This window comes from Streptomyces sp. NBC_00299, from assembly GCF_036173045.1.
Lineage (GTDB): Bacteria > Actinomycetota > Actinomycetes > Streptomycetales > Streptomycetaceae > Streptomyces > Streptomyces machairae.
In genome coordinates this window covers 4,461,100-4,486,153 of record NZ_CP108039.1, presented here as the reverse complement: position 1 = coordinate 4,486,153, position 25,054 = coordinate 4,461,100, and the positions used below count along the sequence as shown (strand labels likewise).

At 69.0% G+C, this 25,054-nt stretch carries 21 protein-coding genes and 1 pseudogene; 10 read left to right on the top strand and 12 right to left on the bottom strand.

The window, feature by feature from the left end:
* Positions 1 to 21: 21 nt before the first annotated feature.
* Together OHT51_RS19645 and OHT51_RS19640 are read right to left on the bottom strand one after the other, a co-directional pair.
* Positions 22 to 888 carry an NUDIX hydrolase gene (locus OHT51_RS19645; protein ID WP_328880231.1) on the bottom strand — a complete coding sequence of 289 codons (867 nt, stop codon included), beginning with the start codon at positions 886 to 888 and terminating at the stop codon, positions 22 to 24.
* Between the two features lie 144 nt (positions 889 to 1,032).
* Positions 1,033 to 1,707 (bottom strand): Crp/Fnr family transcriptional regulator, encoded by a 675-nt coding sequence (locus OHT51_RS19640; protein ID WP_030046018.1) that lies wholly within the window; start codon positions 1,705 to 1,707, stop codon positions 1,033 to 1,035.
* Between the two features lie 366 nt (positions 1,708 to 2,073).
* On the opposite strand from OHT51_RS19640, the gene nth reads away from it, so the two are divergent.
* From nth to OHT51_RS19625, 3 genes are all read left to right on the top strand, one after another.
* Positions 2,074 to 3,231, top strand: a complete 1,158-nt coding sequence (gene nth / locus OHT51_RS19635; RefSeq protein ID WP_443052512.1) for an endonuclease III — start codon at positions 2,074 to 2,076, stop codon at positions 3,229 to 3,231.
* A gap of 124 nt (positions 3,232 to 3,355) precedes the next feature.
* Positions 3,356 to 4,051, top strand: coding sequence for an NUDIX hydrolase (locus OHT51_RS19630; RefSeq protein WP_328880230.1), 696 nt, complete (start codon positions 3,356 to 3,358; stop codon positions 4,049 to 4,051).
* Between the two features lie 13 nt (positions 4,052 to 4,064).
* Positions 4,065 to 5,264, top strand: coding sequence for a MarP family serine protease (locus OHT51_RS19625; RefSeq protein WP_328880229.1), 1,200 nt, complete (start codon positions 4,065 to 4,067; stop codon positions 5,262 to 5,264).
* A 36-nt stretch (positions 5,265 to 5,300) separates the two neighbouring features.
* On the opposite strand, the gene OHT51_RS19620 is transcribed toward OHT51_RS19625, so the two are convergent.
* The 6 genes from OHT51_RS19620 to OHT51_RS19595 form a co-directional block, all read right to left on the bottom strand.
* Positions 5,301 to 5,483 (bottom strand): hypothetical protein, encoded by a 183-nt coding sequence (locus OHT51_RS19620; RefSeq protein WP_328425238.1) that lies wholly within the window; start codon positions 5,481 to 5,483, stop codon positions 5,301 to 5,303.
* A 127-nt stretch (positions 5,484 to 5,610) separates the two neighbouring features.
* A complete protein-coding gene (locus tag OHT51_RS19615) occupies positions 5,611 to 6,549 on the bottom strand; it encodes an alpha/beta fold hydrolase (protein WP_328880228.1) in 939 nt (312 codons plus the stop codon).
* On the bottom strand, positions 6,546 to 7,049 hold the full coding sequence (locus tag OHT51_RS19610; RefSeq protein WP_328880227.1) for a phage holin family protein: 504 nt from the start codon (positions 7,047 to 7,049) through the stop codon (positions 6,546 to 6,548). The genes OHT51_RS19615 and OHT51_RS19610 overlap by 4 nt, the downstream gene beginning before the upstream one ends.
* A 79-nt stretch (positions 7,050 to 7,128) precedes the next feature.
* Complete coding sequence (gene nhaA / locus OHT51_RS19605; RefSeq protein WP_328880226.1) at positions 7,129 to 8,568, bottom strand: Na+/H+ antiporter NhaA; 1,440 nt, start codon at positions 8,566 to 8,568, stop codon at positions 7,129 to 7,131.
* Positions 8,569 to 8,756: 188 nt separating this feature from the next.
* Positions 8,757 to 10,715, bottom strand: coding sequence for an acetate--CoA ligase (acs, locus tag OHT51_RS19600; protein WP_328880225.1), 1,959 nt, complete (start codon positions 10,713 to 10,715; stop codon positions 8,757 to 8,759).
* Positions 10,716 to 11,109: 394 nt separating this feature from the next.
* Positions 11,110 to 13,749, bottom strand: a complete 2,640-nt coding sequence (locus OHT51_RS19595; protein WP_328880224.1) for a SulP family inorganic anion transporter — start codon at positions 13,747 to 13,749, stop codon at positions 11,110 to 11,112.
* A 373-nt stretch (positions 13,750 to 14,122) separates the two neighbouring features.
* Here OHT51_RS19595 and OHT51_RS19590 point away from each other — a divergent pair, with 373 nt between their 5' ends.
* Positions 14,123 to 15,406: a polysaccharide deacetylase family protein gene (locus OHT51_RS19590; RefSeq protein WP_328884378.1), complete on the top strand. Its 1,284-nt coding sequence runs from the start codon at positions 14,123 to 14,125 to the stop codon at positions 15,404 to 15,406.
* Between the two features lie 39 nt (positions 15,407 to 15,445).
* On the opposite strand, the gene OHT51_RS19585 is transcribed toward OHT51_RS19590, so the two are convergent.
* A complete protein-coding gene (locus OHT51_RS19585; protein ID WP_328880223.1) occupies positions 15,446 to 16,459 on the bottom strand; it encodes an ATP-binding protein in 1,014 nt (337 codons plus the stop codon).
* A gap of 101 nt (positions 16,460 to 16,560) precedes the next feature.
* Here OHT51_RS19585 and OHT51_RS19580 point away from each other — a divergent pair, with 101 nt between their 5' ends.
* Complete coding sequence (locus OHT51_RS19580; protein ID WP_328880222.1) at positions 16,561 to 17,385, top strand: oxidoreductase; 825 nt, start codon at positions 16,561 to 16,563, stop codon at positions 17,383 to 17,385.
* Between the two features lie 495 nt (positions 17,386 to 17,880).
* Here the strand turns inward: OHT51_RS19580 and OHT51_RS19575 are convergent, their stop codons facing one another.
* The gene (locus tag OHT51_RS19575) at positions 17,881 to 18,714 is read right to left on the bottom strand and encodes an HAD family hydrolase (RefSeq protein ID WP_328880221.1); all 834 of its coding nucleotides are present in this window, start codon (positions 18,712 to 18,714) and stop codon (positions 17,881 to 17,883) included.
* 556 nt (positions 18,715 to 19,270) lie between these two features.
* Here OHT51_RS19575 and ssd point away from each other — a divergent pair.
* The 5 genes and pseudogenes from ssd (at position 19,271) to OHT51_RS19550 (ending at position 23,967) form a co-directional block, all read left to right on the top strand.
* A complete protein-coding gene (gene ssd / locus OHT51_RS19570) occupies positions 19,271 to 20,398 on the top strand; it encodes a septum site-determining protein Ssd (protein WP_328880220.1) in 1,128 nt (375 codons plus the stop codon).
* Between the two features lie 434 nt (positions 20,399 to 20,832).
* Positions 20,833 to 21,681 (top strand): annotated as a pseudogene (locus OHT51_RS19565) (TadA family conjugal transfer-associated ATPase); the annotation flags it as partial.
* Positions 21,682 to 22,363: 682 nt separating this feature from the next.
* Complete coding sequence (locus OHT51_RS19560; RefSeq protein WP_328884377.1) at positions 22,364 to 22,618, top strand: hypothetical protein; 255 nt, start codon at positions 22,364 to 22,366, stop codon at positions 22,616 to 22,618.
* Entirely contained in the window at positions 22,590 to 23,105 is a 516-nt protein-coding gene (locus tag OHT51_RS19555) for a DUF6879 family protein (RefSeq protein WP_328880219.1), read from the top strand. The genes OHT51_RS19560 and OHT51_RS19555 overlap by 29 nt, the downstream gene beginning before the upstream one ends.
* Before the next feature lie 13 nt (positions 23,106 to 23,118).
* A complete protein-coding gene (locus OHT51_RS19550) occupies positions 23,119 to 23,967 on the top strand; it encodes a helix-turn-helix domain-containing protein (protein ID WP_328880218.1) in 849 nt (282 codons plus the stop codon).
* Positions 23,968 to 24,012: 45 nt separating this feature from the next.
* Here the strand turns inward: OHT51_RS19550 and OHT51_RS19545 are convergent, their stop codons facing one another.
* On the bottom strand, positions 24,013 to 24,636 hold the full coding sequence (locus tag OHT51_RS19545; RefSeq protein ID WP_328880217.1) for a hypothetical protein: 624 nt from the start codon (positions 24,634 to 24,636) through the stop codon (positions 24,013 to 24,015).
* Positions 24,637 to 24,723: 87 nt separating this feature from the next.
* Positions 24,724 to 24,909, bottom strand: coding sequence for a hypothetical protein (locus OHT51_RS19540; protein ID WP_328880216.1), 186 nt, complete (start codon positions 24,907 to 24,909; stop codon positions 24,724 to 24,726).
* Positions 24,910 to 25,054: the final 145 nt, after the last annotated feature.

Genomic DNA, 25,054 nt, shown 5'->3' with positions numbered 1-25,054 from the left:
CTGCGGACAATGCGGGCAAGGTCATGCCGGGGCTCCGCCGGTCGGGATGTGTTTGGTGAACTCGTCGTGGCCCGGCCAGGACAGCACGATCTCGCCGTCTTCGAGGCGGGCCTGCGCCAGGACGGGCGTGAGGTCGCGGCCGGGAGCGGCGGCGAGAGCCTCAGCGGCGCTGTCGTACGGGGTCAGCTGGCGCAGCGTGGCGATGGTGGGCGGCATCATCAGCAGCTCGCCCTTGTCGTACGAGGCGGCGGCCTCCGCAGGACGGATCCAGACCGTGCGGTCGGCCTCCGTGGAGGCGTTGCGGGTGCGCTGGCCCTCAGGGAGGGCGGCGACGAAGAACCACGTGTCGTAGCGGCGGGGTTCGAACTCCGGGGTGATCCAGCGGGTCCAGGCACCCAGCAGATCCGAACGCAGCACCAGTCCCCGGCGGTCCAGGAACTCGGCGAACGACATGTCTCGGGCCACCAGGGCGGCACGGTCCGCCTCCCAGGCCTCGCCGGTGGTGTCACCGACCACGGAATCGTGGGTGGGGCCGGCGAGCAGGACCCCCGCCTCCTCGTACGTCTCCCGCACGGCCGCGCAGACGATCGCCTGGGCCGCCGCCTCGTCGACACCGAGGCGCTGTGCCCACCACGCGCGCGTGGGGCCCGCCCAGCGGATCTGCTGCTCGTCGCGCGGATCGACGCCGCCGCCCGGGTAGGCGTACGCCCCGCCCGCGAAGGCCATGGACGCTCGGCGGCGCAGCATGTGCACGGCCGGGCCGGTGTCGGCGTCCCTGAGCAGCATGACGGTGGCCGCGCGTTTCGGGGCGGCGGGGGTGAGGTGTCCTTCCGCAAGCGCGCGGATTCGGTCCGGCCACTCCGGTGGGTACCACTGCCCGTTTGCCATGGGCGGAGGCTATCTCCTGGTGCGCAGATGTTCGAGGGGTGGCCGGTCAGGGGGCAGTCGAACGCGCCGGGGCCCCGCCTCACGGAGAGACGGGGCCCCGGCGTCGTACGGCTCGGTGCACCTGGCGGCGCCGACCCGGTGTGCCTAGCGCGAGCGCTTGGCCAGTCGTTCCACGTCCAGCAGGATCACCGCGCGGGCCTCCAGGCGGAGCCAGCCGCGCTGTGCGAAGTCGGCCAGCGCCTTGTTGACCGTCTCGCGGGAGGCGCCGACCAGCTGGGCCAGCTCCTCCTGCGTCAGGTCGTGCACGACGTGGATGCCCTCCTCGGACTGCACGCCGAAGCGGCGCGAGAGGTCCAGGAGCGCGCGGGCCACGCGGCCGGGGACGTCCGAGAAGACGAGGTCCGACATCGCGTCGTTGGTGCGGCGCAGCCGGCGCGCGACGGCGCGCAGCAGCGCCGTGGCCACCTCGGGGCGGGCGTTCAGCCAGGGCTGGAGGTCGCCGTGGCCCAGGCCCAGCAGCTTGACCTCGGTCAGCGCGGTGGCGGTCGCCGTGCGCGGGCCCGGGTCGAAGAGGGACAGCTCGCCGATGAGCTCTCCGGGGCCGACGACGGCGAGCATGTTCTCGCGGCCGTCGGGGGACGTCCGGTGAAGCTTGACCTTGCCCTCGGTGACGACGTAGAGCCGATCGCCCGGGTCGCCCTCGTGGAACAGTGAGTCGCCACGCGCGAGGGTCACCTCACTCATGGAGGCGCGCAGTTCCGCGGACTGCTCGTCGTCGAGAGCCGCGAAGAGCGGATTGCGCCGCAGAGGGTCGTCCACGAGTTCTCTCCTTGTCGACCTGCTCAGGGGATCGCTCCCCCACGTACCAGGGGACCGTGCTCCCCATTTTGCCGGACGGTCCAAACAGTGTGATCTGTCACAAGGATGCCGCACAGGTGTCCCGAGGTAAGCGGCAGGGGTCCAATTGGGGGCCGATCTTCAGGGTCCGGGGCGGATGTCAGTGTCGGGCTTTAGGCTGGCCGGGTGTCCAAATCGCCGGTGAGAGCACAGGCCAAGGGGGCTGGGCGGGTGGTTGTACGTCGGGATTCCGCTGTGGGCGAACAGGACCCTGGTGGTGGAAGGAAAACGACAAAAGCGGCGAAAAAGGCGCCGGGTGAGACGGTGCCGCGTGGCGAGAAAGCGGCGGTGAAATCGAACGCTGCTGAGAAGGGCGCGAGCGGGAAACAGTCGGGCGGCGCCGAGGCGCCGACGGGTGCGAAGAAGGCTGCGCCTGCCAAGAAGGCTGCGCCTGGCAAGAAGGCCGCGCCTATCAAGGAGGCCGCAGCCGCGAAGAAGTCGACCGCCGCCAAGAAAGCCACGCCGGCCAAGAAAGCCGCTCCCGCGAAGAAGACGGCCAGCGCCAAGAAGACGGCTAGCGCGAAGAAGACGGCGCCTGCGAAGAAATCGAGCGCGGCGAGGGCGAGCACGAAGAGGGCGATCAGTAAGAAACCGGCCATCGTCCCCGAGAAGGGCACCGCCTCGGTGAAGGGCGCGTCTGCCGTCAAGACCGTCACCCCGAAGCCTCCCACGGCCGAGTCCCGCACCGCCCTCGTCCGTCGCGCCCGCCGTATCAACCGTGAGCTCGCCGACGTCTACCCGTACGCCCACCCCGAACTGGACTTCGACAACTCGTTCCAGCTCCTGGTCGCCACGGTCCTGTCCGCCCAGACCACCGACCTGCGCGTCAACCAGACGACGCCCGCGCTCTTCGGCAAGTACCCGACTCCGGAGGATCTGTCGGCCGCCAACCCGGAGGAGGTCGAGGAGATCCTCCGTCCGTGCGGTTTCTTCCGGGCGAAGACCAAGTCGGTGATGGGCCTGTCGAAGGCGCTGGTGGAGAACCACGGCGGCGAGGTCCCGGGCCGGCTCGAGGACCTGGTCAAGCTGCCCGGCGTCGGCCGCAAGACGGCCTTCGTCGTCCTCGGCAATGCCTTCGGCCGTCCCGGTATCACCGTGGACACGCACTTCCAGCGGCTGGTGCGGCGCTGGCAGTGGACCGAGCAGACGGATCCCGACAAGATCGAGGCCGAGATCGCCGCACTGTTCCCCAAGGGCGACTGGACGGACCTCTCGCACCACGTCATCTGGCACGGCCGCCGCATCTGCCACGCCCGTAAGCCCGCGTGCGGCGCCTGCCCCATCGCGCCGCTCTGCCCGGCCTACGGCGAGGGCGAGACCGACCCGGAGAAGGCGAAGAAGCTCCTCAAGTACGAGAAGGGCGGCTTCCCCGGCCAGCGCCTCAAGCCCCCGCAGTCCTACCTCGACGCGGGAGGCAAGCCGGCCCCGCCGCTGGGGGCCGGATGACGCGGCCGAGCGGGCGGGCTGCTGGGGTACCGGTGCGCGGTCGTGCGGCGGGCGGGTGTGCGGGTCGGTCGGAACGATCTAGGTGCCGTCGGGCGTTGGACTGGGCAGGACGAGGGGGGTGGCGATGACGCGGGCGAGCGATACACAGGGCGGGCCGGTGGTGCTCAGCACCGAAGGGCTGCCGGCCTGGCTGGCCCCGGTGGTGCGGGTGGTGGAGACGGTCGAGCCGGTGCAGCTGAGCCGCTTCCTGCCGCCGGAGGACGGCGCGGGGCGCCAGTCGGCCGTGCTGATCCTCTTCGGCGAGGGCGAGCGCGGGCCCGAGCTGCTGCTGATGGAGCGCGCCAGCTCACTGCGCTCCCACGCCGGACAGCCCTCCTTCCCGGGCGGCGCCCTCGACCCCGAGGACGGCGACCCGCAGGCCGACGGGCCGCTGCGAGCTGCTCTGCGCGAGGCCGAGGAGGAGACCGGTCTCGATCCCGGCGGCGTCCAGCTCTTCGGTGTGCTGCCCAAGCTGTACATCCCGGTGAGCGGCTTCGTCGTGACGCCCGTGCTGGGCTGGTGGCGCGAGCCGAGCCCGGTCGACGTCGTCGATCCGAACGAGACGGCCCGCGTCTTCACCGTCCCCGTGGCGGATCTCACGGACCCGGACAACCGCGCCACGACCGTCCACCCCAGCGGGCACCGAGGTCCGGCATTTCTGGTCGAATCGGCCCTGGTCTGGGGCTTCACGGCCGGCATCATCGACCGTCTGCTGCACTACTCGGGCTGGGAGCAGCCCTGGGACAGAAGCAAGCAGGTCCCGCTCGACTGGCGGTCATGACAGGGTGGCCTCCGTGAATGTGCTGGACATCCTGTTGCTGGTCGCCGCCGTGTGGTTCGCGATCGTGGGCTACCGCCAGGGCTTCGTCGTCGGCATCCTGTCGGTGATCGGCTTCCTCGGCGGCGGTCTCGTGGCCGTGTACCTCCTCCCGGTCATCTGGGACGCGTTGACCGACAACGCCGAGGTGAGTACGACCGCCGCCGTCGTCGCGGTCGTCGTGGTCATCGTCTGCGCGTCCGTCGGCCAGGCCCTGACCACCCACCTCGGCAACAAGCTGCGCCGGTACATCACCTGGTCCCCGGCCCGCGCCCTGGACGCGACCGGCGGCGCCCTCGTCAACGTCGTCGCGATGCTGCTGGTGGCCTGGCTCATCGGCTCCGCCCTCGCCGGGACCACCCTGCCGACGCTCGGCAAGGAGGTTCGCAGCTCCAAGGTGCTGCTCGGCGTCTCACAGGCCCTGCCCGACCAGGCGGACACCTGGTTCGCGGACTTCTCCACGGTCCTGGCGCAGAACGGCTTCCCGCAGGTCTTCAGCCCGTTCTCGAACGAGCCGATCAACGAGGTCAAGCCGCCCGACCCGGCCCTGGCGGGCAGCCCGGTGGCCGCCCGCGCCCAGCGCTCCATCGTCAAGGTCATGGGCACGGCGACGAGTTGCGGCAAGGTGCTGGAGGGCACCGGCTTCGTCTTCGCCGACCGCCGCGTCATGACCAACGCGCACGTCGTCGGCGGCGTCGACGAACCCACCGTCCAGATAGGCGGCGAGGGCAGGAAGTACGACGCCACCGTCGTCCTCTACGACTGGGAGCGCGACATCGCCGTACTCGACGTGCCCGACATGGCCGCGCCCGCACTGCAGTTCACGGCCACCGACGCCGAGAGCGGCGACAGCGCGATCATCGCGGGCTTCCCGGAGAACGGGGCGTACGACGTGCGTGCCGCGCGGGTGCGCGGACGCCTGCCGGCCAACGGCCCGGACATCTACCACCGCGGCACCGTGCGCCGTGACGTCTACTCGCTGTACGCGACGGTGCGTCAGGGCAACTCGGGCGGCCCGCTGCTCACGCCCGAGGGCAAGGTGTACGGCGTGGTGTTCGCCAAGTCCCTCGACGACGCCGAGACCGGTTACGCGCTCACCGCGGACGAGATCCAGGAGGACATCGTCAAGGGGCGTACCGCCAACCAGCAGGTGGACAGCGACAGCTGCGCGCTGTAGGCCCGGGTGCCGAAGGGCTGCTGGGCGCCGCCGGTGTCAGGTGCGCGGGTGGCGCAGCCGCACCGAGACCCAGCGGGCCCGGCGGCGCAGAATGCGCGGAATGCCCACCCGGAGGTCCGAGCCCGGCATCTGCGGGGCGGTACCTCGCTGGTGGGAGCTCAGCCCACCGGCCGAGCGGCGATTGCGTGCTGCGTCACTGTAGTCGTGCGTCCAGCCCATACCCCGACGTCTGCCCCTGCCCCATGGTCGATAACCGCCCCCAGGGCCCCCAATTGGCCTATGCGCCAGGCAATTGGCTGTTCGTAGTACACCTGTTCAGATCCGGATACCGGGCGCATCGGCGCGGTCACCGATCGGGTTCGGGATCTTTCAGCCAGTTGATCAGTTCGGTGGAGAAAGCGACCGGGTCTTCCTCGTGCGGGAAGTGCCCGAGCCCGTCGAACAGCCGCCACCGGTACGGCGCTTCGACGTACTCGCCGGAGCCGGCCGCGCTGCGCGTACGCATCACGGGGTCGAGCGAGCCGTGCAGATGCAGCGTCGGGACGCGCACCGGGCGCTTCATGCGCCGGTTGAACTGGATGCCGTCGGGGCGGGCCAGCGAGCGCACCATCCAGCGGTACGGCTCGATGGAGCAGTGCGCGGTCGACGGGATGCAGATCGCGCGGCGGTACGTCTCCACCGCCTCGTCGTCCGGCAGGCGCGGGCCCGACCAGTCCCGGACCAGCCGCGCGACGAGCGCCCCGTCGTCGGCGGTCAGCTGCCGCTCGGGAACCCAGGGCCGCTGAAACCCCCAGATGTAGGAACTCGCACTCGTCTGCTTGACGTCCGAGAGCATCGCCGAACGCCAGCGCCGCGGGTGTGGCATGGAGGCGACCGCGAGCCGCCGTACGAGCTTGGGGCGCATCACGGCCGCCGTCCACGCCAGGTATCCGCCGAGGTCGTGTCCGACCAGCGCGGCGTCGGGCTCACCGAGCGAGCGGACCACGCCGGTGATGTCGAGGGCGAGGTTGGCCGGGTCGTAACCGCGCGGGGTGCGGTCGCTGCCGCCGACGCCCCTGAGGTCCATCGCCACCGCCCGGAAGCCCGCATCGGCGAGGGCGACGAGTTGGTGCCGCCAGGTCCACCAGAACTGCGGGAAGCCGTGCAGGAGCAGCACCAGCGGGCCGTCGCCCATCTCGGCGATGTGGAAGCGCGCACCATTGGCGGCCACGTCCCTGTGTGTCCAGGGACCATCGGGTCGTACGACCGAGGCAGGTTGCGCCGAGGGGGTGGCGGGATCCGTCATGACGACGAGCGTGCCACAGCCTCGATGGCGGCGGGCGCCCGGTCCTCCAGCTCCGGTGCCGTCGCCGGGGCCGGACGGGGATGCGGCTTGGCGTTCTGCAGGACGCCCGCCGTCTCCTTCACCGAGGCGGCGACCTTCTGCGGACCCTGGCTCTTCTTGGCCTTCTTCGCGAACACGACCCCGACCAGCGCGAGGACGAGGGCGACGAGGACGTTCGCCGCGAAGGACAGCACGAAGCAGATCGCGAGGTTCCAGTCGCTCCAGGTCCGAATGCCGTACGCGAGGGCGAAGTTCAGCATCGGCAGCGAGAACACCAGCACCGCGGCGGCCACCGTGAACGCGCCGCCGCTCGTCGCGCCGCGCTTGACGTCCTGCTTGAGCTGCGCTTTCGCCAGTGCGATCTCGTCGTGCACCAGCGCCGACATCTCGGTCGTCGCCGAGGCGAACAGCTGGCCGATGCTGCGTTCGGTGCCGACCGGGCTGCCGTCGGGTGCGCTCATCGCGGGGTCTCCCTCGTAGTCACGGTTCCGTCTTCTGCCTGACTGGGTGCGGTTCCGTCTTTTGTGCCGTCCCGTCAGATCATGCCCGACGCTGCTCCTCCTCGCCTGCCCCGCCCGCCACTTCGGCAAGCGCGTGGCGTGCGGCGACCTGCTCCTCGGCGATACGACGGTGCTCGGCGGCCTTGCGGTCGTGGATGGCGGCCATCCGCAGGTGGTACTCCGGAGTGTCCTCCTCGTAGATGTCCGGAATGCCGCTCTCGTCCTCGTCGCGCTCCTCGGCTTCGACCATCGCGCGGTACTTGGCGTTCCGGATCTTCAGCAGCACCGTCGCCAGAATCGCCGCGATGAGGGAGCCCATCAGCACGGCGGCCTTGACCTCGTCGGTCAGTGTGGCGTCGCCCCCGAAGGCGAGCTCCCCGATGAGCAGCGAGACGGTGAAGCCGATGCCGGCGAGGGTCGCCACGGCGAACACGTCCGCCCACTCCAGGTCGTCGCTGAGCGAAGCCTTGGTGAAACGTGCCGTCAGCCAGGTGCCGCCGAAGATCCCGATCGTCTTGCCGACGACGAGCCCCAGGATCACGCCCAGCGTCTCCGGCTGGACGAACACATCGCCGAGCGCACCGCCGGAGACGGCCACGCCGGCGCTGAACAGCGCGAACAGCGGCACGGCCAGGCCCGCCGACAGGGGGCGTACAAGGTGCTCGATGTGCTCGCCGGGGGAGTGCTCCTCGCCCTCGCGCCGGGTGCAGCGCAGCATCAGGCCCATTGCCACGCCCGCGATGGTGGCGTGGACGCCGCTGTTGTACATCAAGGCCCAGATGACGAGGGCGAGCGGAACGTACACGTACCACCCGCGTACGCCCTTCCTCAGCAACAGCCAGAAGACGCCGAGCCCGACGACGGCACCGCCCAGCGCGGCGAAGTCGATCTGGTCGGTGAAGAAGATCGCGATGATCAGGATCGCGAAGAGGTCGTCGACGACGGCGAGGGTGAGCAGGAAGGCGCGCAGGGCGCTCGGCAGGGAGGTGCCGATGACGGCGAGCACGGCCAGTGCGAAGGCGATGTCCGTGGCGGTCGGGACGGCCCAGCCCGCCGACGAGCCGCCCCCGCTGACATTGGTCAGCGTGTAGACCAGCGCGGGCACCGCCATCCCGCACAGCGCGGCGACGACCGGCAGTACGGCCGCCTTGGGGTCCCGGAGATCGCCGGCGACCAGCTCACGCTTGAGTTCGATACCGGCGACGAAGAAGAAGATTGCCAGGAGTCCGTCGGCGGCCCAGTGCTCGATGGACAGATTCAGCCCGAGGGCCTCGGGACCGATGTGGAAGTGGCCGACCGTCTCGTAGCTGTCGTGCAGTGCGGGAATGTTTGCCCAGACCAGCGCGGCGATCGCGGCGACGAGCAGGAGTACACCACCGACGGTCTCCGTGCGCAGCGCGTCCGCGACGAAATTCCGCTCGGGCAGGGACAGCCGCGCGAAGACCTTGCGGGCGGGAGCGGTGGTGCGGGACGCGGCCACGAGGAAGACCTCCGGTCGGTGGGCAGGACAGAACACATGCCGACCAGACTTCCCGGCGCACCTGAGGGTGAGGCTGTTTTTTGGTTAGCTTACCTAAGGGTGCGTCGGGGTGCATCCGTCGAGTTCCACCGTACGTATGCGAAGGGCACCCGGCGCGCTTGACGCCGGGTGCCCTTCGCGGTCGTGTCTCAGTCCTCGCTCGGCGCCGCCGGGAGCTTCGCCTGGATGAGGTCCATGACGGTCGAGTCGGTCAGCGTGGTGACATCACCGAGCTGGCGGTTCTCGGCGACGTCCCGCAGCAGCCGACGCATGATCTTGCCGGAGCGGGTCTTCGGCAGCTCGGCCACCGGCAGGATCCGCTTCGGCTTGGCGATCGGGCCGAGGGTGGTACCGACGTGGTTGCGCAGCTCGTTGACCAGGCCCTCGTCCTCGGCGTTCGCCGACCCGCGCAGGATCACGAAGGCGACGATGGCCTGTCCGGTGGTCTCGTCGGCCGCGCCGACGACGGCCGCCTCGGCGACGGAGGGGTGGGAGACCAGCGCGGACTCGACCTCCGTGGTGGAGATGTTGTGGCCCGACACGAGCATGACGTCGTCGACGCGCCCGAGGAGCCAGATGTCCCCGTCGTCGTCCTTCTTCGCCCCGTCACCGGCGAAGTACTTGCCCTCGAACCGCGACCAGTACGTGTCGAGGAACCGCTGGTCGTCGCCCCAGATGGTGCGCAGCATCGACGGCCACGGCTCGGTCAGGACCAGATAGCCGCCACCGCCGTCGGGCACCTCGTTCGCCTCGTCGTCGACGACGGTCGCGGCGACGCCGGGCAGCGGCGTCTGCGCGGAACCGGGCTTGGTCTCCGTGACACCCGGCAGCGGCGAGATCATCATCGCGCCGGTCTCGGTCTGCCACCACGTGTCCACGATCGGGGTGCGGTCGCCGCCGATGTTCTTGCGATACCAGATCCACGCCTCGGGGTTGATCGGCTCACCGACGGACCCGAGCACCCGGAGGCTGCCGAGGTCGAACTTCGCGGGGATGTCGTCGCCCCACTTCATGAACGTACGGATCGCGGTCGGCGCCGTGTACAGGATCGTCACCCCGTACTTCTGCACGATCTCCCAGAACCGGCCCTGGTGCGGCGTGTCCGGCGTGCCCTCGTACATGACCTGCGTCGCGCCGTTCGCCAGCGGCCCGTACACGATGTACGAGTGCCCGGTCACCCAGCCGACGTCGGCGGTGCACCAGTAGACGTCCGTCTCCGGCTTGAGGTCGAAGACGGCGTTGTGGGTGTACGCGGTCTGGGTGAGGTAGCCGCCGGAGGTGTGCAGGATGCCCTTCGGCTTACCCGTCGTCCCGGACGTGTACAGGATGAACAGCGGGTGCTCCGCGTCGAACGCCTCAGGCGTGTGCTCGGCGCTCTGCCGCTCGACGATCTCGTGCCACCACACGTCGCGGCTGTCGTCCCAGGCGACCTCCTGGCCGGTGCGCCGGACGACGAGCACATGCTCGACGCTCTCCACGCGCGCGACCGCGTCGTCCACGGCCGGCTTGAGCGCGGACGGCTTGCCGCGCCGGTAACCGCCGTCGGAGGTGATGACGACCTTGGCGTCCGCGTCCTGGATACGGGTGGCGAGCGCGTCCGCCGAGAAGCCGCCGAAGACGACGGAGTGCGCGGCGCCGATACGCGCGCAGGCCAGCATCGCGACCGCCGTCTCGGGGATCATCGGCATATAGACCGCGACCCGGTCGCCCTTCTGAACGCCCAGCTCCAGCAGGGCGTTGGCGGCCTTGGAGACCTCGTCCTTGAGCTCGGCGTAGGTGATCGCGCGGCTGTCGCCGGGCTCGCCCTCGAAGTGGATGGCGACCCGGTCGCCGTGTCCGGCTTCCACATGCCGGTCCACGCAGTTGTACGCGACGTTCAGCTCGCCGTCCTTGAACCACTTCGCGAACGGCGGGTTCGACCAGTCCAGCGTCTCGGTAGGCTCCTTGGCCCAGGTCAGCCGGCGGGCCTGCTCGGCCCAGAAGCCGAGCCTGTCAGCCTTGGCCTGTTCATACGCCTCCGCTGTGACGTTGGCACCTGCGGCCAGGTCAGCGGGGGGTGCGAACCTGCGTTCTTCCTTGAGCAGGTTGGCCAGGCTTTCGTTGCTCACGACATCTCCCTTTCCCAGGGTGTCCGTTGTGTCCCAGGCCACAGCTCATCAGACCCGAGGGCCCGATGACAAGGGTCGACGGAAAATTGGTTTAGACCTGTCGGCGGGTGGGGTCCGAGGACGGCCCGGAGGGGCTTTCGGGCGCCAGGGTGAACGCGCCGGGGTCATCCGTTCCCACGGACGCCGGGCGGACGCGGTTCAGGCCTGTAATCCCTTTCACATTCCAGCCTGGTCCAGGCGAAACGCCGACCCGGCAGGAAGGGGGGTTCGAGGGCCCCGTCCGGCTCGGAAATGGCTCCCCCAAGTGAAGCGCGGCTCACTTGAAGCGCGGGCCCGTGCGACCCATGTGAAGCGCGGCCCCGCGCCGAGCGAGGCCGCGCACCACCTCCCCGCATCACGCCGACAGATCCGCCACTCCCACATGGTCGAACACGTCGTCCGTACTCTCCTCACCCTCCTCGGCGAGCAGATACGCCTGCGCCTCGCCCACGTGGAAGTACATCCCGTGCAGCTCCAGCGCCCCCTCCCGCAGAGCCCGGGCCACCGACTCGTGCGCTCGCAGATGCTCCAGCTGTTGGACCACATTGGTCAGGCACAGCTGCTCGACCGCATCGGCCGGGGCTCGCCCGGCGAGTCTGGCCCACGGCCGGTCCTCGTCGGACATCCGCTCCAGGCTCGGCAGCCCATGCCGCAGCCATCTCCTGAGCGGGGTCTGCGGGCCGTCCGGCTCGGAGTTGAGCAGCGTCTGCATCGCCCCGCACCCGGAGTGCCCGCACACCGTGACGGACCGCACCTCCAGCACGTCCACCGCGTACTCGATCGCGGCCGCCACCGAGTCGTCGCCGCTCTCCTGGCCGGGCAGCGGAACGAGGTTGCCGACGTTGCGCACCACGAACAGGTCGCCGGGACCACTGGAGGTGATCATCGATGTGACCAGTCGTGAGTCCGCGCAGGTGAGGAACAGCTGGGAAGGCTGCTGCCCCTCCCGCGCCAGCCGCGCCAGCTCGCCCCGCACCAGGGGCGCGGTGTTGCGCTGGAACGCGCTGATGCCACGGGCCAGTTGCCGTCCGCTCGGCCGGCTCCCGTCGGTGCCGCCGGTCACCCCGCGGGTCTCGCTGCCCGCGCCGGCCCTGTCGGCCCCGTCGACCCCGCTTTCGTCGGGCCGGCCGGATCCGGTGGGGCTTTCGGTGCCGTCGGACGTGCCGGCACCGCCGACCGTGTCGAGTTCGCCGGTGTCATCGGAGGCGCCGGTGTCGCCGGCGGCTCCTGTTTTGCCGGAGGCTCCGGTCTTGCCGGGCGCGCCCGCCTCGTCGCTGTCGTCGGCCCAGGCCGCCTGCTCTTCCCCGGCCTGTCCGTCGCGGGATGTGACGGACTCCGGGATCTCGCACTGGTGGTTGCGCCAGGCCGTCCAGGGGTGGCAGCGGCAGTCGGCCGACTCGGCCGTGCCCGTCCCGTCGAGATGGAGACCGACCGGCCCTGTCGGCTCACCGATCCGGACCCCGGACCTGCGGCCGATCAGCTCGACGGAGCCGCCGTGGGCGGTGTGCGTGTTCTGCCAGTCCTGCAGTGACTCGTACGCCGCGTGGTCCATGAACGAACCGTCCAACTCCACTACGGCTCGCCCGCCTTGGGGTACGAGATGCAGGGCCCGGCTGAGCCGTGGCACTGCGAGGAACGTCAACTGGCCTCGTACGTGGACGTGATGGACTCCTTCCTTCTCGTCGTGCGTGATGCGGGTGCGGGTGAGGCGGTGCATGGCGACGGCGACGGCCATGGCGATCCCCAGCGTGACGCCCTCCAGGACGCCGAAGAACACCACGCCGAGTGTGGTGGTGGCGTACACCAGTACCTCGCGGTGGCGGGTCACCGTGCGGATGTGGTGCAGGGACACCATCTGGATGCCGACGGCCATCACCAGGGCGGCGAGCGAGGCGAGCGGGATGAGCTCCAGGATCGGGACCATCAGCAGCGCGGCGACTACTACGAGAACGCCGTGCAGCATCGTGGAGTTCCGGCTGACGGCACCGGCTTGCACATTCGCGGAACTGCGTACGGCCACTCCGGCCACGGGCAGCCCGCCGAGCACGCCGGAGACGACATTGGCGGCGCCCTGACCGAGCAGCTCACGGTCCAGGTCGGAGCGCCCGACGCGGGCCGACAGCTCAGGCCGCGTGGCGACCAGCTTGTCCACGGCGACCGCACCGAGCAGCGACTGCACGCTGCACACCAGCGTGATGGTCAGCACGGCGGCGACCAAGCCGAGGACCGGGCCCTCGGGAAGCCCGGCGAGGGCGTGGCTGCTCCAGGACGGCAGGTCGACCTTGGGCAGGCTGAGCCCGGCGAACGACGCGGCTGTACTGGCTCCGGCCACGGCGACGAGCGGGGCCGGAACCTTGCGCAGCAGCCCGCCCATGCGACCGGGAATCCGGGGCCAGGCCAAGAGAAGGGCGAGGGTCAGCGCGCTCACCGACAGGGCGGCGGTATGCACACCGGCCAACTGGGCCGGCAGCTCACGCATGTTGTCGAGGACCGAGCTGTGCGGGATGCCGCCGAGGACGATGTGCAGCTGGGCCACGGCGATGGTGACGCCGATGCCGGCGAGCATGCCGTGCACGATGGCGGGGCTGACGGCGAGTGCGGAGCGTGCCACGCGTACGAAGCCGAGGCCGAGTTGGGCGAGCCCGGCGAGGACGGTGATGGCACAGGTCGTACGCCATCCGTATCTCTGGATGAGTTCGGCGGTGACGACCGTGAGACCGGCCGCGGGGCCGCTGACCTGGAGCGGAGTGCCGCCGAGATAGCCGACGACGATCCCGCCGACGGCGGCGGCGACGAGGCCGGCCTGCAGGGGCGCGCCCGTGGCGAGGGCGATGCCCAGGGACAGGGGGAGGGCGATCAGGAAGACCGCGATCGAGGCTGACACGTCGGCGCCCGCGATGCGGTGGCGGGGCCGGGTCGGGGGCGGGCTGTGGGGTTCGTGGAGGCGCTTCTCTCGGCTGGGTTCGTCGGTGCGGGTGGGGACGAAGGCTGACATGTTTTCCCGTCTCCTCCGGGGCAGCGCGGTCGCGGATCTGGCGGTCCCCCGCCTTTCGGGCGAGGGGTCGGGTCGCGGCCGTGTGGTCACGGCGTGCAGCGGCGGGATGCATTAACAGTCGGTAAACGGATCGTAATGCAGAGTAAAGGACCGGAATAGTTTTTCCGAGCAAATGGACTAATAAATCCCTCTGAAGAGTGAAGTGGCCGATTAGTCGGCTTGTCGTACTAATTCCTTCTCGACCCCATGCGATCTTGACGGCGCTGTCGGCACCCGAGAGAAGGAAGAAGGTGGACGGAGCATGGCCGCCACCCGCCACAACGCCGCCCCCCGCGGAATTGCCGCGTCACACAGGGCCTCCGCGCTGCACAGGATCGTTGCGACGCACAGGATCACCGCGGGCACTGCGATCGCGGCGGTCTGTGCCGCTTCGCTCGCCGGTTGCTCGACCGGCACCGATGCCGGGCAGGGCGTGCCCGGACCGCCCAAGGTCAAGCCGGCGGCACCCGCGCCGCAGAACGTCGTCCGCCTGATCGGCGACGGGTCCACTGCGTACACCGGAGCGCAGCCGCATCTGCCCAGACCGGAGCGGCTGAAGCCCGGTCAGAAGCCACCGCAGTTCGTGGTGTTCTCCTGGGACGGCGCCGGCGAGGACAGCCAGAAGCTGTTCTCCCACTTCCGTGCGGTCTCCAAGGCGAACAACGCGACGATGACGTACTTCCTCAGCGGCGTGTACATGCTGCCGAACCACAAACGCGACCTGTACCGGCCGCCCCAGCACTCCCCGGGCCGCTCCGACATCGGCTTCAACGACGAGGAGGGCATCGCCGACACCGTGAAGCAACTGCGCCTCGCGTGGCTCGAAGGCAACGAGATCGGCACCCACTTCAACGGCCATTTCTGCGGCAGCGACGGCGGAGTCGGCGAGTGGTCGGTGGAGGAATGGAAGGAGGAGATCACCCAGGCGAAGAAGTTCGTGAAGTCCTGGAAGACCAACGCCGGAATGACGAAGGCGACCCCGCTGCCCTTCGACTACGACAAGGAGCTCATCGGCGCCCGCACGCCCTGTCTGGAAGGCCAGAAGAACTTCGTGAAGGCCGCGCGGGATCTCGGCTTCCGCTATGACTCCAGCGGCGTCAACACTCAGCTCTGGCCCACGAAGAAGGAGGGCCTGTGGGATCTTTCGCTGCAGCTCGTGCCCTTCCCCGGGCACTCCTACGAGCAGCTCACCATGGACTACAACTTCATGGTCAACCAGTCGGGCACCGACACCCAGGGCGACCCCGCCAAGCACGACTTCTGGGGCGACCAGATGCGGGACGGCCTGCTCAAGGGCTTCCAACGGGCGTACGACGGCAACCGCGCGCCCCTGATCATCGGCAACCACTTCGAGTCCTGGAACGGCGGCACCTACATGCGCGCCGTCGAGGACGTCGTCGAAGCCGTGTGCAACAAACCCGACGTACGTTGCGTGTCCTTCCGCCAGCTCGTCGACTGGCTGGACGCCCAGGACCCCGCGACGTTGAAGAAGCTGCGGACCCTTGGGGTCGGTGAGGCACCGAAGGAGGGCTGGGCGACCTTCCTGTCGGGGCGCCCGGCCCCGGCCCCGAAGGGGGTGCCCGGGGCGCCGGCGGTGGGGGAACGGGCCAAGGAGTAGGTCAGGGCGATAGGTCAGGCGGTCGATAAGCGGTAGGAGTCAGGCGGGGGTTGTTGCCCCTGACAAGGCCGCGACGTTCTCGCCGAGGACGTGCTCGCCGAGTACGAAGCCGGGGTCGATCTGCGCCGCCAAGTCGGCCCCGGTGCGCTCGTTTCCCCAGGACTGGGCGTTCTTCAGGTGGAAGTGCACCATCTGGCGGGTGTAACTCTCCCAGTTCCGCAGCTCGTACGTGGCGTCCACGGCCGTGTGCAGGCGGCGCAGGGCGAGCTGGTTGACATCCTCCAGGAGCTCGAACCGGGGCGGGCGGCCCTTCTCCATGGCGCGCACCCAGTCCGAGTGCCCGACGGTCACCAGCAGGTCGTCGCCGATCTCGGCGCGGAGGAAGTCGAGGTCGTCCTGACCCTGCACCTTGTTGCCGACGACCTTCAGGATGACGCCGAAGTCGCGGGCGTACTCCTTGTACTGGCGATAGACGGAGACCCCCTTCCGGGTCGGCTCGGCGACGAGGAACGTGATGTCGAAGCGGGTGAACATGCCGGAGGCGAAGGAGTCCGAGCCCGCCGTCATGTCGACCACGACGTACTCGTCGGGGCCGTCCACCAGGTGGTTCAGGAACAGCTCCACCGCCCCCGTCTTGGAGTGGTAGCAGGCGACTCCGAGGTCGGAGTCCGTGAAGGGGCCGGTGACCATCAAACGGACGGCGCCGCCGTCGAGTTCCACCGGGCGGGCGCAGGCGTCGTACACCGCATTGCTCTCGCAGACCTGCAGCAGTCGCGACCCCTCGCCCGGCGGCGTCGTCTTGATCATCGTCTGTGCGGAGGCGATCCGCGGGTTGGAACCGCGCAGGTAGTCCTTGATCAGCGACAGCCGCTCGCCCATCGCGGGCAGTGCCGCGGCCTCCGTGTCGTCGAGGCCGAGCGCGGCTCCCAAGTGCTGGTTGATGTCGGCGTCGACGGCGACGACCGGCGCGCCGGCGGCGGCGAGGTGGCGGATGAACAGGGAGGACAGGGTCGTCTTGCCGCTGCCGCCCTTCCCGACGAAAGCAATTTTCATGTTCACAAAGGGTAGTGGAGCAGTAGCTGTACGTGGCACGCGTGCGTGAAGAAGGCCACTCGATCGTGGGGTGCGCGCCCGGGTTGCGTAGTGTCGTACTCATGAGTACGACAGGCGCGTCCGCCGATCCGCTCGCGACTCTCGGTTCCCTGCCCGGTGTGCCCGAGTCCGTGGAGTCCGTGCGTAAATCCGTGGACCGGGTGTACGGGCACCGGATCATGCGGCGCCGCAGCAACGAGATCACCGCCGAGGCGGCGCTGCGCGGCGCCCGTGGGTCGGCGTCGCTGTCCGGGGCCGACTGGGCGCTGGAAGAGGTGCGTCGGCGTACCGACTTCAGCGGGGACGACGAGGCGCGCGTTGTTGGCGCCTCCCTGCGGCTGACGGCCGAGGCAGGCCAACTGCTGTCCATCTGGCGGCAGTCGCCGCTGCGGGTGCTGGCCCGGCTGCACCTCGTGGCGGCGGCGAGCAAGGACGACCAGGTCGGACGACCGCGGCAGGAGGGCGAGCCGGTCGACGAGCCGCTGGTCGAGCTGCCGCTGCCGAGCGCGGCGGAGGTGCACGGCCGGCTGGAGGGGCTGTCCGAGCTGATCATCGCCGGCGGGTCCGCGCCCGCGCTGGTGACGGCCGCCATCGTGCACGGCGAGCTTCTCGCACTGCGCCCCTTCACCTCCCACAACGGCCTGGTCGCGCGCACGGCCGAGCGCATCGTCCTGGTCGGCAGCGGCCTCGACCCGAAGTCCGTCTGTCCGGCGGAGGCCGGCCACGGCGAACTGGGTCGCGCGGCCTACCTGGCAGCGCTCGACGGTTACGTCTCGGGCACCCCCGAGGGCATGGCCGCCTGGATCGCCCACTGCGGTAAGGCGGTCGAGCTCGGCGCCCGCGAGTCGACGGCTGTCTGCGAGGCGCTTCAGCGCGGAGCGGCGTGACGCACGCGCGCGTGAGGCATTGTGAGCCGTAAGGCATTGCCATCAGTGCCGTGAGGCGTTGCCATCAGCCGGGAGTGGCGAGCCCTTGGACGTGGTGATCTGTAAGGCATGAAAAAAGCCCCCGTGCGGGGGCCCACATAAGTTGCGGCGGTACGAGAATTCGTACCGCCGCTGGCATGTCCACCGGGTTACCAGGCGTCCTCGATGTGTTGCCCATCAGGTCGGGAACTTTGCCCGTCACCTGGTGCGGCTGGCCCGTAATCGACGGGTCGACGTCGCGTGGGTGCCCGGTGTCCATGCTCGGTCCGTGGGGCCAAATGCGTATTTAAGGTGATCCTCTCGGATGTCCTTGGTCTCGCGGGCCGTTGAGTCCTTTGTACTCCAGGACCCAACCAGGCGGAAGGCCTGGCTGCAGTTCTTTACTATTGCTCGCAAAACGGAGACAAACGGTCACCGGTGTGTCCAACGTGGTGCGCCCAGTCCTGGGAGCGCAGTTCAGGCGAGTGCGGAGCGGCGTCGACTCGCGTACCAGACGAGGCCCGCGGTGGCCGCCGCGGCTCCTATGGCCGCAACCGCGACAAGGGCGGGGCGCGGGGGTACGGAGAACGAGGGAATGCGCTGCTTGAGCCGGACCGGGCGATGGAAGTCGAGAATCGGCCACCCGCGTGCGATGGCTTCACGGCGGAGTGTGCGGTCGGGATTCACCGCGTGGGGGCGGCCGACGGCCTGAAGCATCGGCAGATCGGTGGCCGAGTCGCTGTAGGCGTAGCAGCGGGAGAGGTCGTAGCCCTCGGACCCGGCAAGCTCCTTGATTGCCTCGGCCTTCGTGGGGCCGTAGGCGTAGTACTCCACCTCTCCGGTGAAGCAGCCGTCGTCGCCCACGACCATGCGCGTGGCCACCACGCGGTCGGCACCGAGCAGCTCGCCGATCGGCTCGACCACCTCCGCGCCCGACGTGGAAACGATCACGACGTCGCGGCCGGCCGTGTGGTGCTCCTCGATGAGGGAAGCGGCCTCGTCGTAGATGATCGGGTCGATCAGGTCGTGCAGCGTCTCGGCGACGATCTCCTTGACCTGCTGGACGTTCCAGCCGCGGACGAGCGCGGAGAGGTACTCGCGTGTGCGCTCCATCTGGTCATGGTCCATACCGCCCAGGCGGAAGACGAACTGGGCATATGCGGTCCGCAAGGCGGCCCGGCGGTTGATCAGACCGCCTTGGTAGAAGGACTTGCTGAACGTGAGCGTGCTCGACTTCGCAATGACCGTCTTGTCCAGGTCAAAGAAGGCGGCTGTGCGGGGCAAGGAGTGGTTTTCCACGACCACGAGCATAGGTGCAGCCCATTCGGCGTAAGGTCGGCGCGTGGGTTTGCCTGAGAGGGCTCTCGGGTACACCATGGAAGTCACGGATCGTTCGCGACCGTGCTAACCCGGTCCGACTCCTCCCCCCCCGAGTCGGCCGTGGAGACGACCCCCGCTCTCCCCCCCGGCGGGGGTCGTCGCATGTCCGGGTGCATTTTCCCCTTTTGGGAGCGGCCGCAGGGCCGAGGTGAGGCGGCTGCGGCTGCCTCTTTGCATGCCCATGACTCATCACTGTGCGTAGCCATCGGGCTGCTCTGCGGAAGTCGCACAGGGGTCGGTGTGGGGTCACCGGTATGGGTGACAGTGATATTCACAACCGCCGAGTTGTCCACAGTTATCGACCAAGATCCACACGATTTCCGGGTTCGCTGCACCGTGTTTCCAACGCGTCCCGCTCAGGCCGACTTCATGGCCGGTTCTGGTTAGTCGGGCGTGTTTGGCCGGTTCGTATCGGCCGTTCATATGGAGGCCGCTTGCCGGTTCTTCACACGTTTGGGAATCGCGGGGCCGCAGGGCTGCGCGAGTGATGCAGCGAAGGGAGACGGAAACCGTGACCGCAACCGTCACACACGATCCGCCGCCCGCCGCCTCAGGGCGGCCGGGCCGGCCCTTGATCGTCACGGAGGACGCCGATCTGCTCGACGACCTGCTGCGCCTGTGCGCCGCGGCAGGCGCGACACCGGAGGTCCACCACGGAGTGCCTGAGCCCAGGGGCAACTGGGAGGCCGCGCCGCTCGTCCTGGTCGGCGACGACGCAGCACGCCGCGTGCGCGGCGCCGGACGCCGACGCGGAGTGGTACTCGTCGGCCGGGACCAGGACGATTCCGGGGTCTGGCGCCGGGCCGTCGAGATCGGTGCCGATCACGTCCTGATGCTGCCGGACGGCGAGCAGTGGCTGGTCGACCGCATCGCCGACGTCACCGAGGGCGTCGGGCGCCCCGCCCTCACTGTCGGCGTCATCGGTGGACGCGGCGGGGCCGGCGCCTCCACGCTCGCGTGCGCCCTCGCCGTCACCGCCGCAAGTGAGGGGCTGCGCACGCTGCTCGTGGACGCCGATCCGCTGGGCGGCGGACTCGACGTACTCCTCGGCGGCGAATCGGCCGACGGCCTGCGCTGGCCGGCATTCGCCGGCTCACGCGGACGGCTCGGCAGCGGTGCCCTGGAGGAGTCGCTGCCGAAACTGCACTCCCTGCGGGTCCTGAGCTGGGACCGCGGCGACTGCGTCGCTGTCCCGCCTCAGGCGATGCGAGCGGTCCTCGCAGCGGCCCGGCGCCGGGGCGGCGCGGTCGTCGTCGACCTGCCCCGCCGCATCGACGACGGGGTCGCGGAAGCCCTCGCACAACTCGATGTCGGGATCCTCGTGGCCCCCGCCGAACTGCGCGCGGTGGCGGCCGCGCGGCAGGTGGCCTCCGCGGTCCAACTGGTCCTGCGCGACCTGCGGGTGGCGGTACGCGGACCGTACGCGGCCGGGCTCGACGGCCGCGAGGTCGCCCGCCTGCTGGATCTGCCGCTCGTGGGCGAGGTGCCGGTCGAGTCGGGACTGCTGCGGCCGCACGAGAGCAAGGATCCGCCGGGGGTGGCGGGGCGGGGGCCGTTGGCCCGGTTCTGCCGGGAGTTCTGGGAGCGGGCGTTGCTTGAAGCGAGGGTGGCATGAGTACGGCTTCGGGGCTTGGGCGGGTTGGCGGTCGCGAGACTCAGTCGGTGCGGGCGTCGTCTGCGGGGGTGCGAGCGGGCGGCGGAGCGGCGGGTGGTCGGGCGTCGGGCGGCAGGGCGTCAGATGGCCGGGCGTCGGGTGATGGGGCCCGTAGGGGTACGCCGCGGTGGGCGTCGGATGGACCTGCGAGCGATGCTGCCGAGCGACGGCCGGCGGGTCGTGCGGTGAGTGGAGCTGCGGCCAGGCGGCTGCCGGGCCACACGGCGAACGGCGCTGTCGTGGGGCGGCTGTTGGACCAGACGGCGATTTCGGGCGCCGGGCGGCGGGAGTTGGCCGACAGGGACGGATCGTCGGTTGTGCGCTGGGCGTCAGCCGATCGGGCTGGGTCGGCGGACGCGCGGTGGGCGGTGGAGGGGCCGGCGGCAGGGGTGGGCATGCCGGCGGGGCTGCTCGACGGGGTGCGGCAGAGGCTGGCCGAGAGCGGGGCCGAGCCGACTCCGGCACGGGTCGCACAGGCCTTGCGGGAGCAGGGCAGGGTGCTGGGGGACGCCGAAGTCCTCGGGGCGGCCGAGCAGTTGCGGTCCGAGCTGGTCGGGAGCGGCCCGCTGGAGCCCCTGCTCGCCGATCCGTCCGTGACGGACGTGCTGGTCTCGGCGCCGGACCGGGTCTGGGTGGACCGGGGCGGCGGCCTGGAACTGACGTCCGTGGCCTTCCCGGACGCGGCGGCCGTGCGGCGCCTCGCCCAACGCCTCGCCGCGGTGGCAGGGCGGCGCCTGGATGACGCGCGGCCCTGGGTGGACGCCCGCCTGCCTGACGGGACCCGGCTGCACGCGGTGTTGCCGCCGGTGGCCGTCGGCTGCACCTGCCTGGCGCTGCGTGTCGTACGGCCACGGGCATTCACCCTCGACGAGTTGGTCTGCGCGGGCACAGTGCCGCCGGGCGGGGACCGGATCCTGCGAGCGCTGGTCGAGGCGCGGCTGTCCTTCCTGATCAGCGGCGGGACCGGCAGCGGAAAGACGACGCTGCTGAGCGCGTTGCTGGGGCTCGTCGGGCCCGGTGAGCGGATCGTCCTCGCGGAGGACTCGGCGGAACTCAGGCCGGATCACCCGCATGTCGTACGGCTGGAGAGCAGACCCGCCAACCAGGAGGGCGCCGGGCTCGTCGCCCTGGAGGACCTGGTGCGCCAGGCGCTGCGCATGCGGCCGGATCGGCTGGTCGTGGGCGAGGTGCGAGGGCCCGAAGTGGTGCATCTGTTGGCCGCGTTGAACACCGGCCACGAGGGTGCATGAACGGGTCAACCATACATAGGTACCAGTGCACACAGAAGAGCCCCCGCCCATGCGCCACGGGGAAGGGCACACAGACGGGGGCAGTCTCAACACCAGCGCACAGGCTCAGCACGGCCGCCGACACACACGGGGCAGGGGAGCCGCTCGGTCCACCCACAGCGCCGACAGCCGCCGAATCCGCAGCAGCCTTCACACCAGATTTCACGGTGGCCAGCGCAGCAGCCGCATAGGTCGCCGTGCTTCCAGAGCGACCAAGGCTCTTCCCCGCCCGTTCGTCCGGCGCGTGGCTTGGGGTGGACCGGTGCGCTCATTTCCCGTGCGCGTGACGCCGAATCTCCACGTTCAAGTCGGTGACCCTTGAGAGATCCCCGCGCATCCTTGCGTCCGTGCGCTGAACGTCCAGCGCAAGGCATACATCGCAACCGGTCGTAGGTTCCGGGTCCTGGCGCTGATCCAACGGCAGATCAACCGGCGCGCTCGGATACGTTCTCGGCTTGCTCACGTCTGGCCCCCTCCGTCGCTTCGGATGAGCAGTCAACGACTGAGGCAGCGAGCGACTCCAGCAACTTGCATGAGCTTGCACGCCAGTTATTCCGCAGGTGGTCTTGACGGTGCAGCAGACGGCGAGAGGATGGCTGTGCAAGTCGAAGCAAACCGCGCACTGACGGAGGCTGAGATGGCACTACGGTTCGTCGGTATCGACCCAGACACTGACCTTGAGCACTGCCCCACCGTTTGGGCTGACGAGCAGTCAGGAGAGCTAGTGCTTCAAGGCTGGAAAGCGAGCCCTGAACTGAAGGCGGCTTGCGAAGCCAACACGCCCGCTCACGGGTCGATCCCAGACAGCGAAGAGGTCATCAGGATTCCGGCGCGCATGGTGCCGATGATCAGGGAAGCGTGCGATGCCGTCGAGCGTTCCGCCGTTCAGTGAGCTACTGGCCAACACCCGTGAATCCGCAGTGCACTTGGAACTGCGCGACGACTACGGGAGCAATCCCAGGCTAGAAGCATGGCAGCGTGGCGAGCGCGTTAACTGGGACGACCGCGAATCCTGGTGGCATCCGTTCCATCAGACCATTGCGGATGCCGTAGCACGTGGCGTAGTCGTTCGCCGAGCGCGCGTTGTGTCGGAGCCCGTGAGCGAGTACATCCGCTGGGAACACTACGTAACGCAAGCCAATGTCAGCGCTGGCGAAGAGATTCGGTGGCTGCCGCGCAGCAAGGCAATCAGTCTCCTGATGCCCGCCAATGACTTTTGGCTGTTTGACGGGAACCTGCTCCGCATACATCACTTCGCGGGGGATGGCAGCCACGTCACGGATGAACTCAACAGCGATGCCGAGACTTTGAAGGCGTGCACTGCGGCGTTTGAGGACATCTGGCAGCGCGCAACCCCACACAGCGAATACACGATCTAGGTATAGCCAACTCATGTCGTCGTCTCCATCGTCACGGGCCCAAGAGGCCAGAGAAGCTATCGCTGTTCGGCTGCGGGAGCTTCGGCTAGACGCGGGGATTACGGCGCGTGAGTTGGCTGTCCGCTGTGGGTGGAGTGAGTCAAAGTCGTCGCGCATCGAGCATGCCAAAACGCCAGCGAGTGATACCGATATTCGCGCCTGGTGCACTGCGTGCGAAGCGCCGGCGCAGGCTGATGACCTAATCGCGGCCAATCGCCAGGCAGATTCCATGTACGTCCAGTGGAAGCGACTACAGCGCACGGGGCTGCGGCAGCTACAGGAGTCCGGCGTACCGCTCTACGAGCAGACTCGACAGTTTCACGTCTACTGCTCGAACGTGGTGCCCGGGTTTTTCCAGACGCCCGGCTATGCAACGGCGCTGCTGACCTCAATTGCCAGATTCCGAGGGACACCCGACGACGTTGCAGACGCCGTTACAGCGCGGATGAATAGGTCGCAGGTCATCCGTGAAGGTGACCACCGATTCGCTGTCCTGGTTGAGGAATCAGTCTTGCGGTACAGGATCGGCAGCCCGGAAGTGATGGCGGCGCAGCTTGGTCACTTGCTGTCAGTCATGGCGCTGCCTTCGGTGTCGCTGGGAATCATCCCCTTTACGGCGCCCCGGACGTCATGGCCCCTCGAAACGTTCACCATCTTTGATAGTCAGCGGGTGCATGTCGAAACGCTGTCGGCAGCCATCAAGGAAACCCAGCCGAGTGACGTTGCGCTGTACCTCAAAGCCTTTGGCAACCTGAAAGACCTTGCGGCGTACGGCGCTGCCGCTCGCACACTGATCACTTCGGCCATCGATGTGCTGAGCTAATGTGCCGCCAGACGTCCCAGCCCTCGACGACGCAGGGTGACACCTTCAGGCGACTTCGCTGGCCGACCGCCTGGCTGCTGCGCGTTTGCTCCTCCAGGCTTTCCACCTGATGAATCGCGGCATCTCAGTGCCGTCTTTGTCAAGAATCTTACTGGCAACGCCTCCAAACACGTTGATACAGTCAGCTAGCCCGCTCCTGAACTCATCAGTCATGTTTATTGCGTCTTCGTACTCTTGTCGAGCTGCTTCCCCTTCATCTTCGTCCTCATAGTCCTTGAGGGCATCTTGCAGTAGGAGGCGGCACGTGCCCATGTGGGCAATCATGTCGTCAACACTAGTACGTACTGCCGCCCCCACAACCGTAATTGGCTCGGGCCCCACCAAAACTAAATCGATCCATCTCGCGTCAAGGTCACTCCTGAGCTGTTTTTCTTCCGCAGCTGTTGAGTCTTCGTACGCGGGCGTATTGAGACGAGCATCTAGGTTGAGTAGAACCTGAAGAAACTCCTTGTACGCGTCACGCCGTGGCTGATGCCGTTCCTTGAAGGCTTCTGCGCGCACTGTCATGCGGACGCCTTCGCGCTGTGCTCTTCCAGCCGCTATAGAGCCGATGACACCGCTGACTGATCCGGCTACCGCTCCAAGTACCGCCGCTATGCCCGCATCCATGGGCGGCATGATCCCGAGCCGGTAGCAGCGCTGTCCAGGGAAACAGGAAAACCCCGACACCAGGATGTCCCAGGGTCGGGGCTCTTGCTACTCCGTGTCGGCGAAGTCGGTCACGCGCTCATCGGCCTCAGGGGCGAGCACATGCGCGTAGGTCTCAGGATCGGCGCCCAGTACTCTCCGGCGCGCACGCTGGACCAAGGGGACGTCGACAGCGGGAAACGTCCACAGAGGGGCACTGAGCGCCTCGGCGGACATGGCCATGTAGTCACTCACGCTGCACCCCCGGCGAGTTGCGTGCGGATGCGCTGAGCGCGTGCCTGCCCGATACGGAAGTGCGCCTGTAGCTCGCGCAGCGATGGAGGCTTGCCCGCATCCCGCTGTACCTGTTCAGCGAATGCGCGGGCAGATGCGAGCAACA

Coding starts and splice junctions, on each gene's coding strand:
- OHT51_RS19645 (WP_328880231.1), bottom strand. CDS start 888: ATGGCAAACGGGCAGTGGTACCCACCGGAGTGGCCGGACCGAATCCGC.
- OHT51_RS19630 (WP_328880230.1), top strand. CDS start 3,356: ATGACGCGGGCGAGCGATACACAGGGCGGGCCGGTGGTGCTCAGCACC.
- OHT51_RS19620 (WP_328425238.1), bottom strand. CDS start 5,483: ATGGGCTGGACGCACGACTACAGTGACGCAGCACGCAATCGCCGCTCG.
- OHT51_RS19615 (WP_328880228.1), bottom strand. CDS start 6,549: ATGACGGATCCCGCCACCCCCTCGGCGCAACCTGCCTCGGTCGTACGA.
- OHT51_RS19610 (WP_328880227.1), bottom strand. CDS start 7,049: ATGAGCGCACCCGACGGCAGCCCGGTCGGCACCGAACGCAGCATCGGC.
- OHT51_RS19595 (WP_328880224.1), bottom strand. CDS start 13,749: ATGTCAGCCTTCGTCCCCACCCGCACCGACGAACCCAGCCGAGAGAAG.
- OHT51_RS19585 (WP_328880223.1), bottom strand. CDS start 16,459: ATGAAAATTGCTTTCGTCGGGAAGGGCGGCAGCGGCAAGACGACCCTG.
- OHT51_RS19580 (WP_328880222.1), top strand. CDS start 16,561: ATGAGTACGACAGGCGCGTCCGCCGATCCGCTCGCGACTCTCGGTTCC.
- OHT51_RS19575 (WP_328880221.1), bottom strand. CDS start 18,714: ATGCTCGTGGTCGTGGAAAACCACTCCTTGCCCCGCACAGCCGCCTTC.
- ssd (WP_328880220.1), top strand. CDS start 19,271: ATGCAGCGAAGGGAGACGGAAACCGTGACCGCAACCGTCACACACGAT.
- OHT51_RS19560 (WP_328884377.1), top strand. CDS start 22,364: ATGGCACTACGGTTCGTCGGTATCGACCCAGACACTGACCTTGAGCAC.
- OHT51_RS19555 (WP_328880219.1), top strand. CDS start 22,590: ATGCCGTCGAGCGTTCCGCCGTTCAGTGAGCTACTGGCCAACACCCGT.
- OHT51_RS19550 (WP_328880218.1), top strand. CDS start 23,119: ATGTCGTCGTCTCCATCGTCACGGGCCCAAGAGGCCAGAGAAGCTATC.
- OHT51_RS19545 (WP_328880217.1), bottom strand. CDS start 24,636: ATGGATGCGGGCATAGCGGCGGTACTTGGAGCGGTAGCCGGATCAGTC.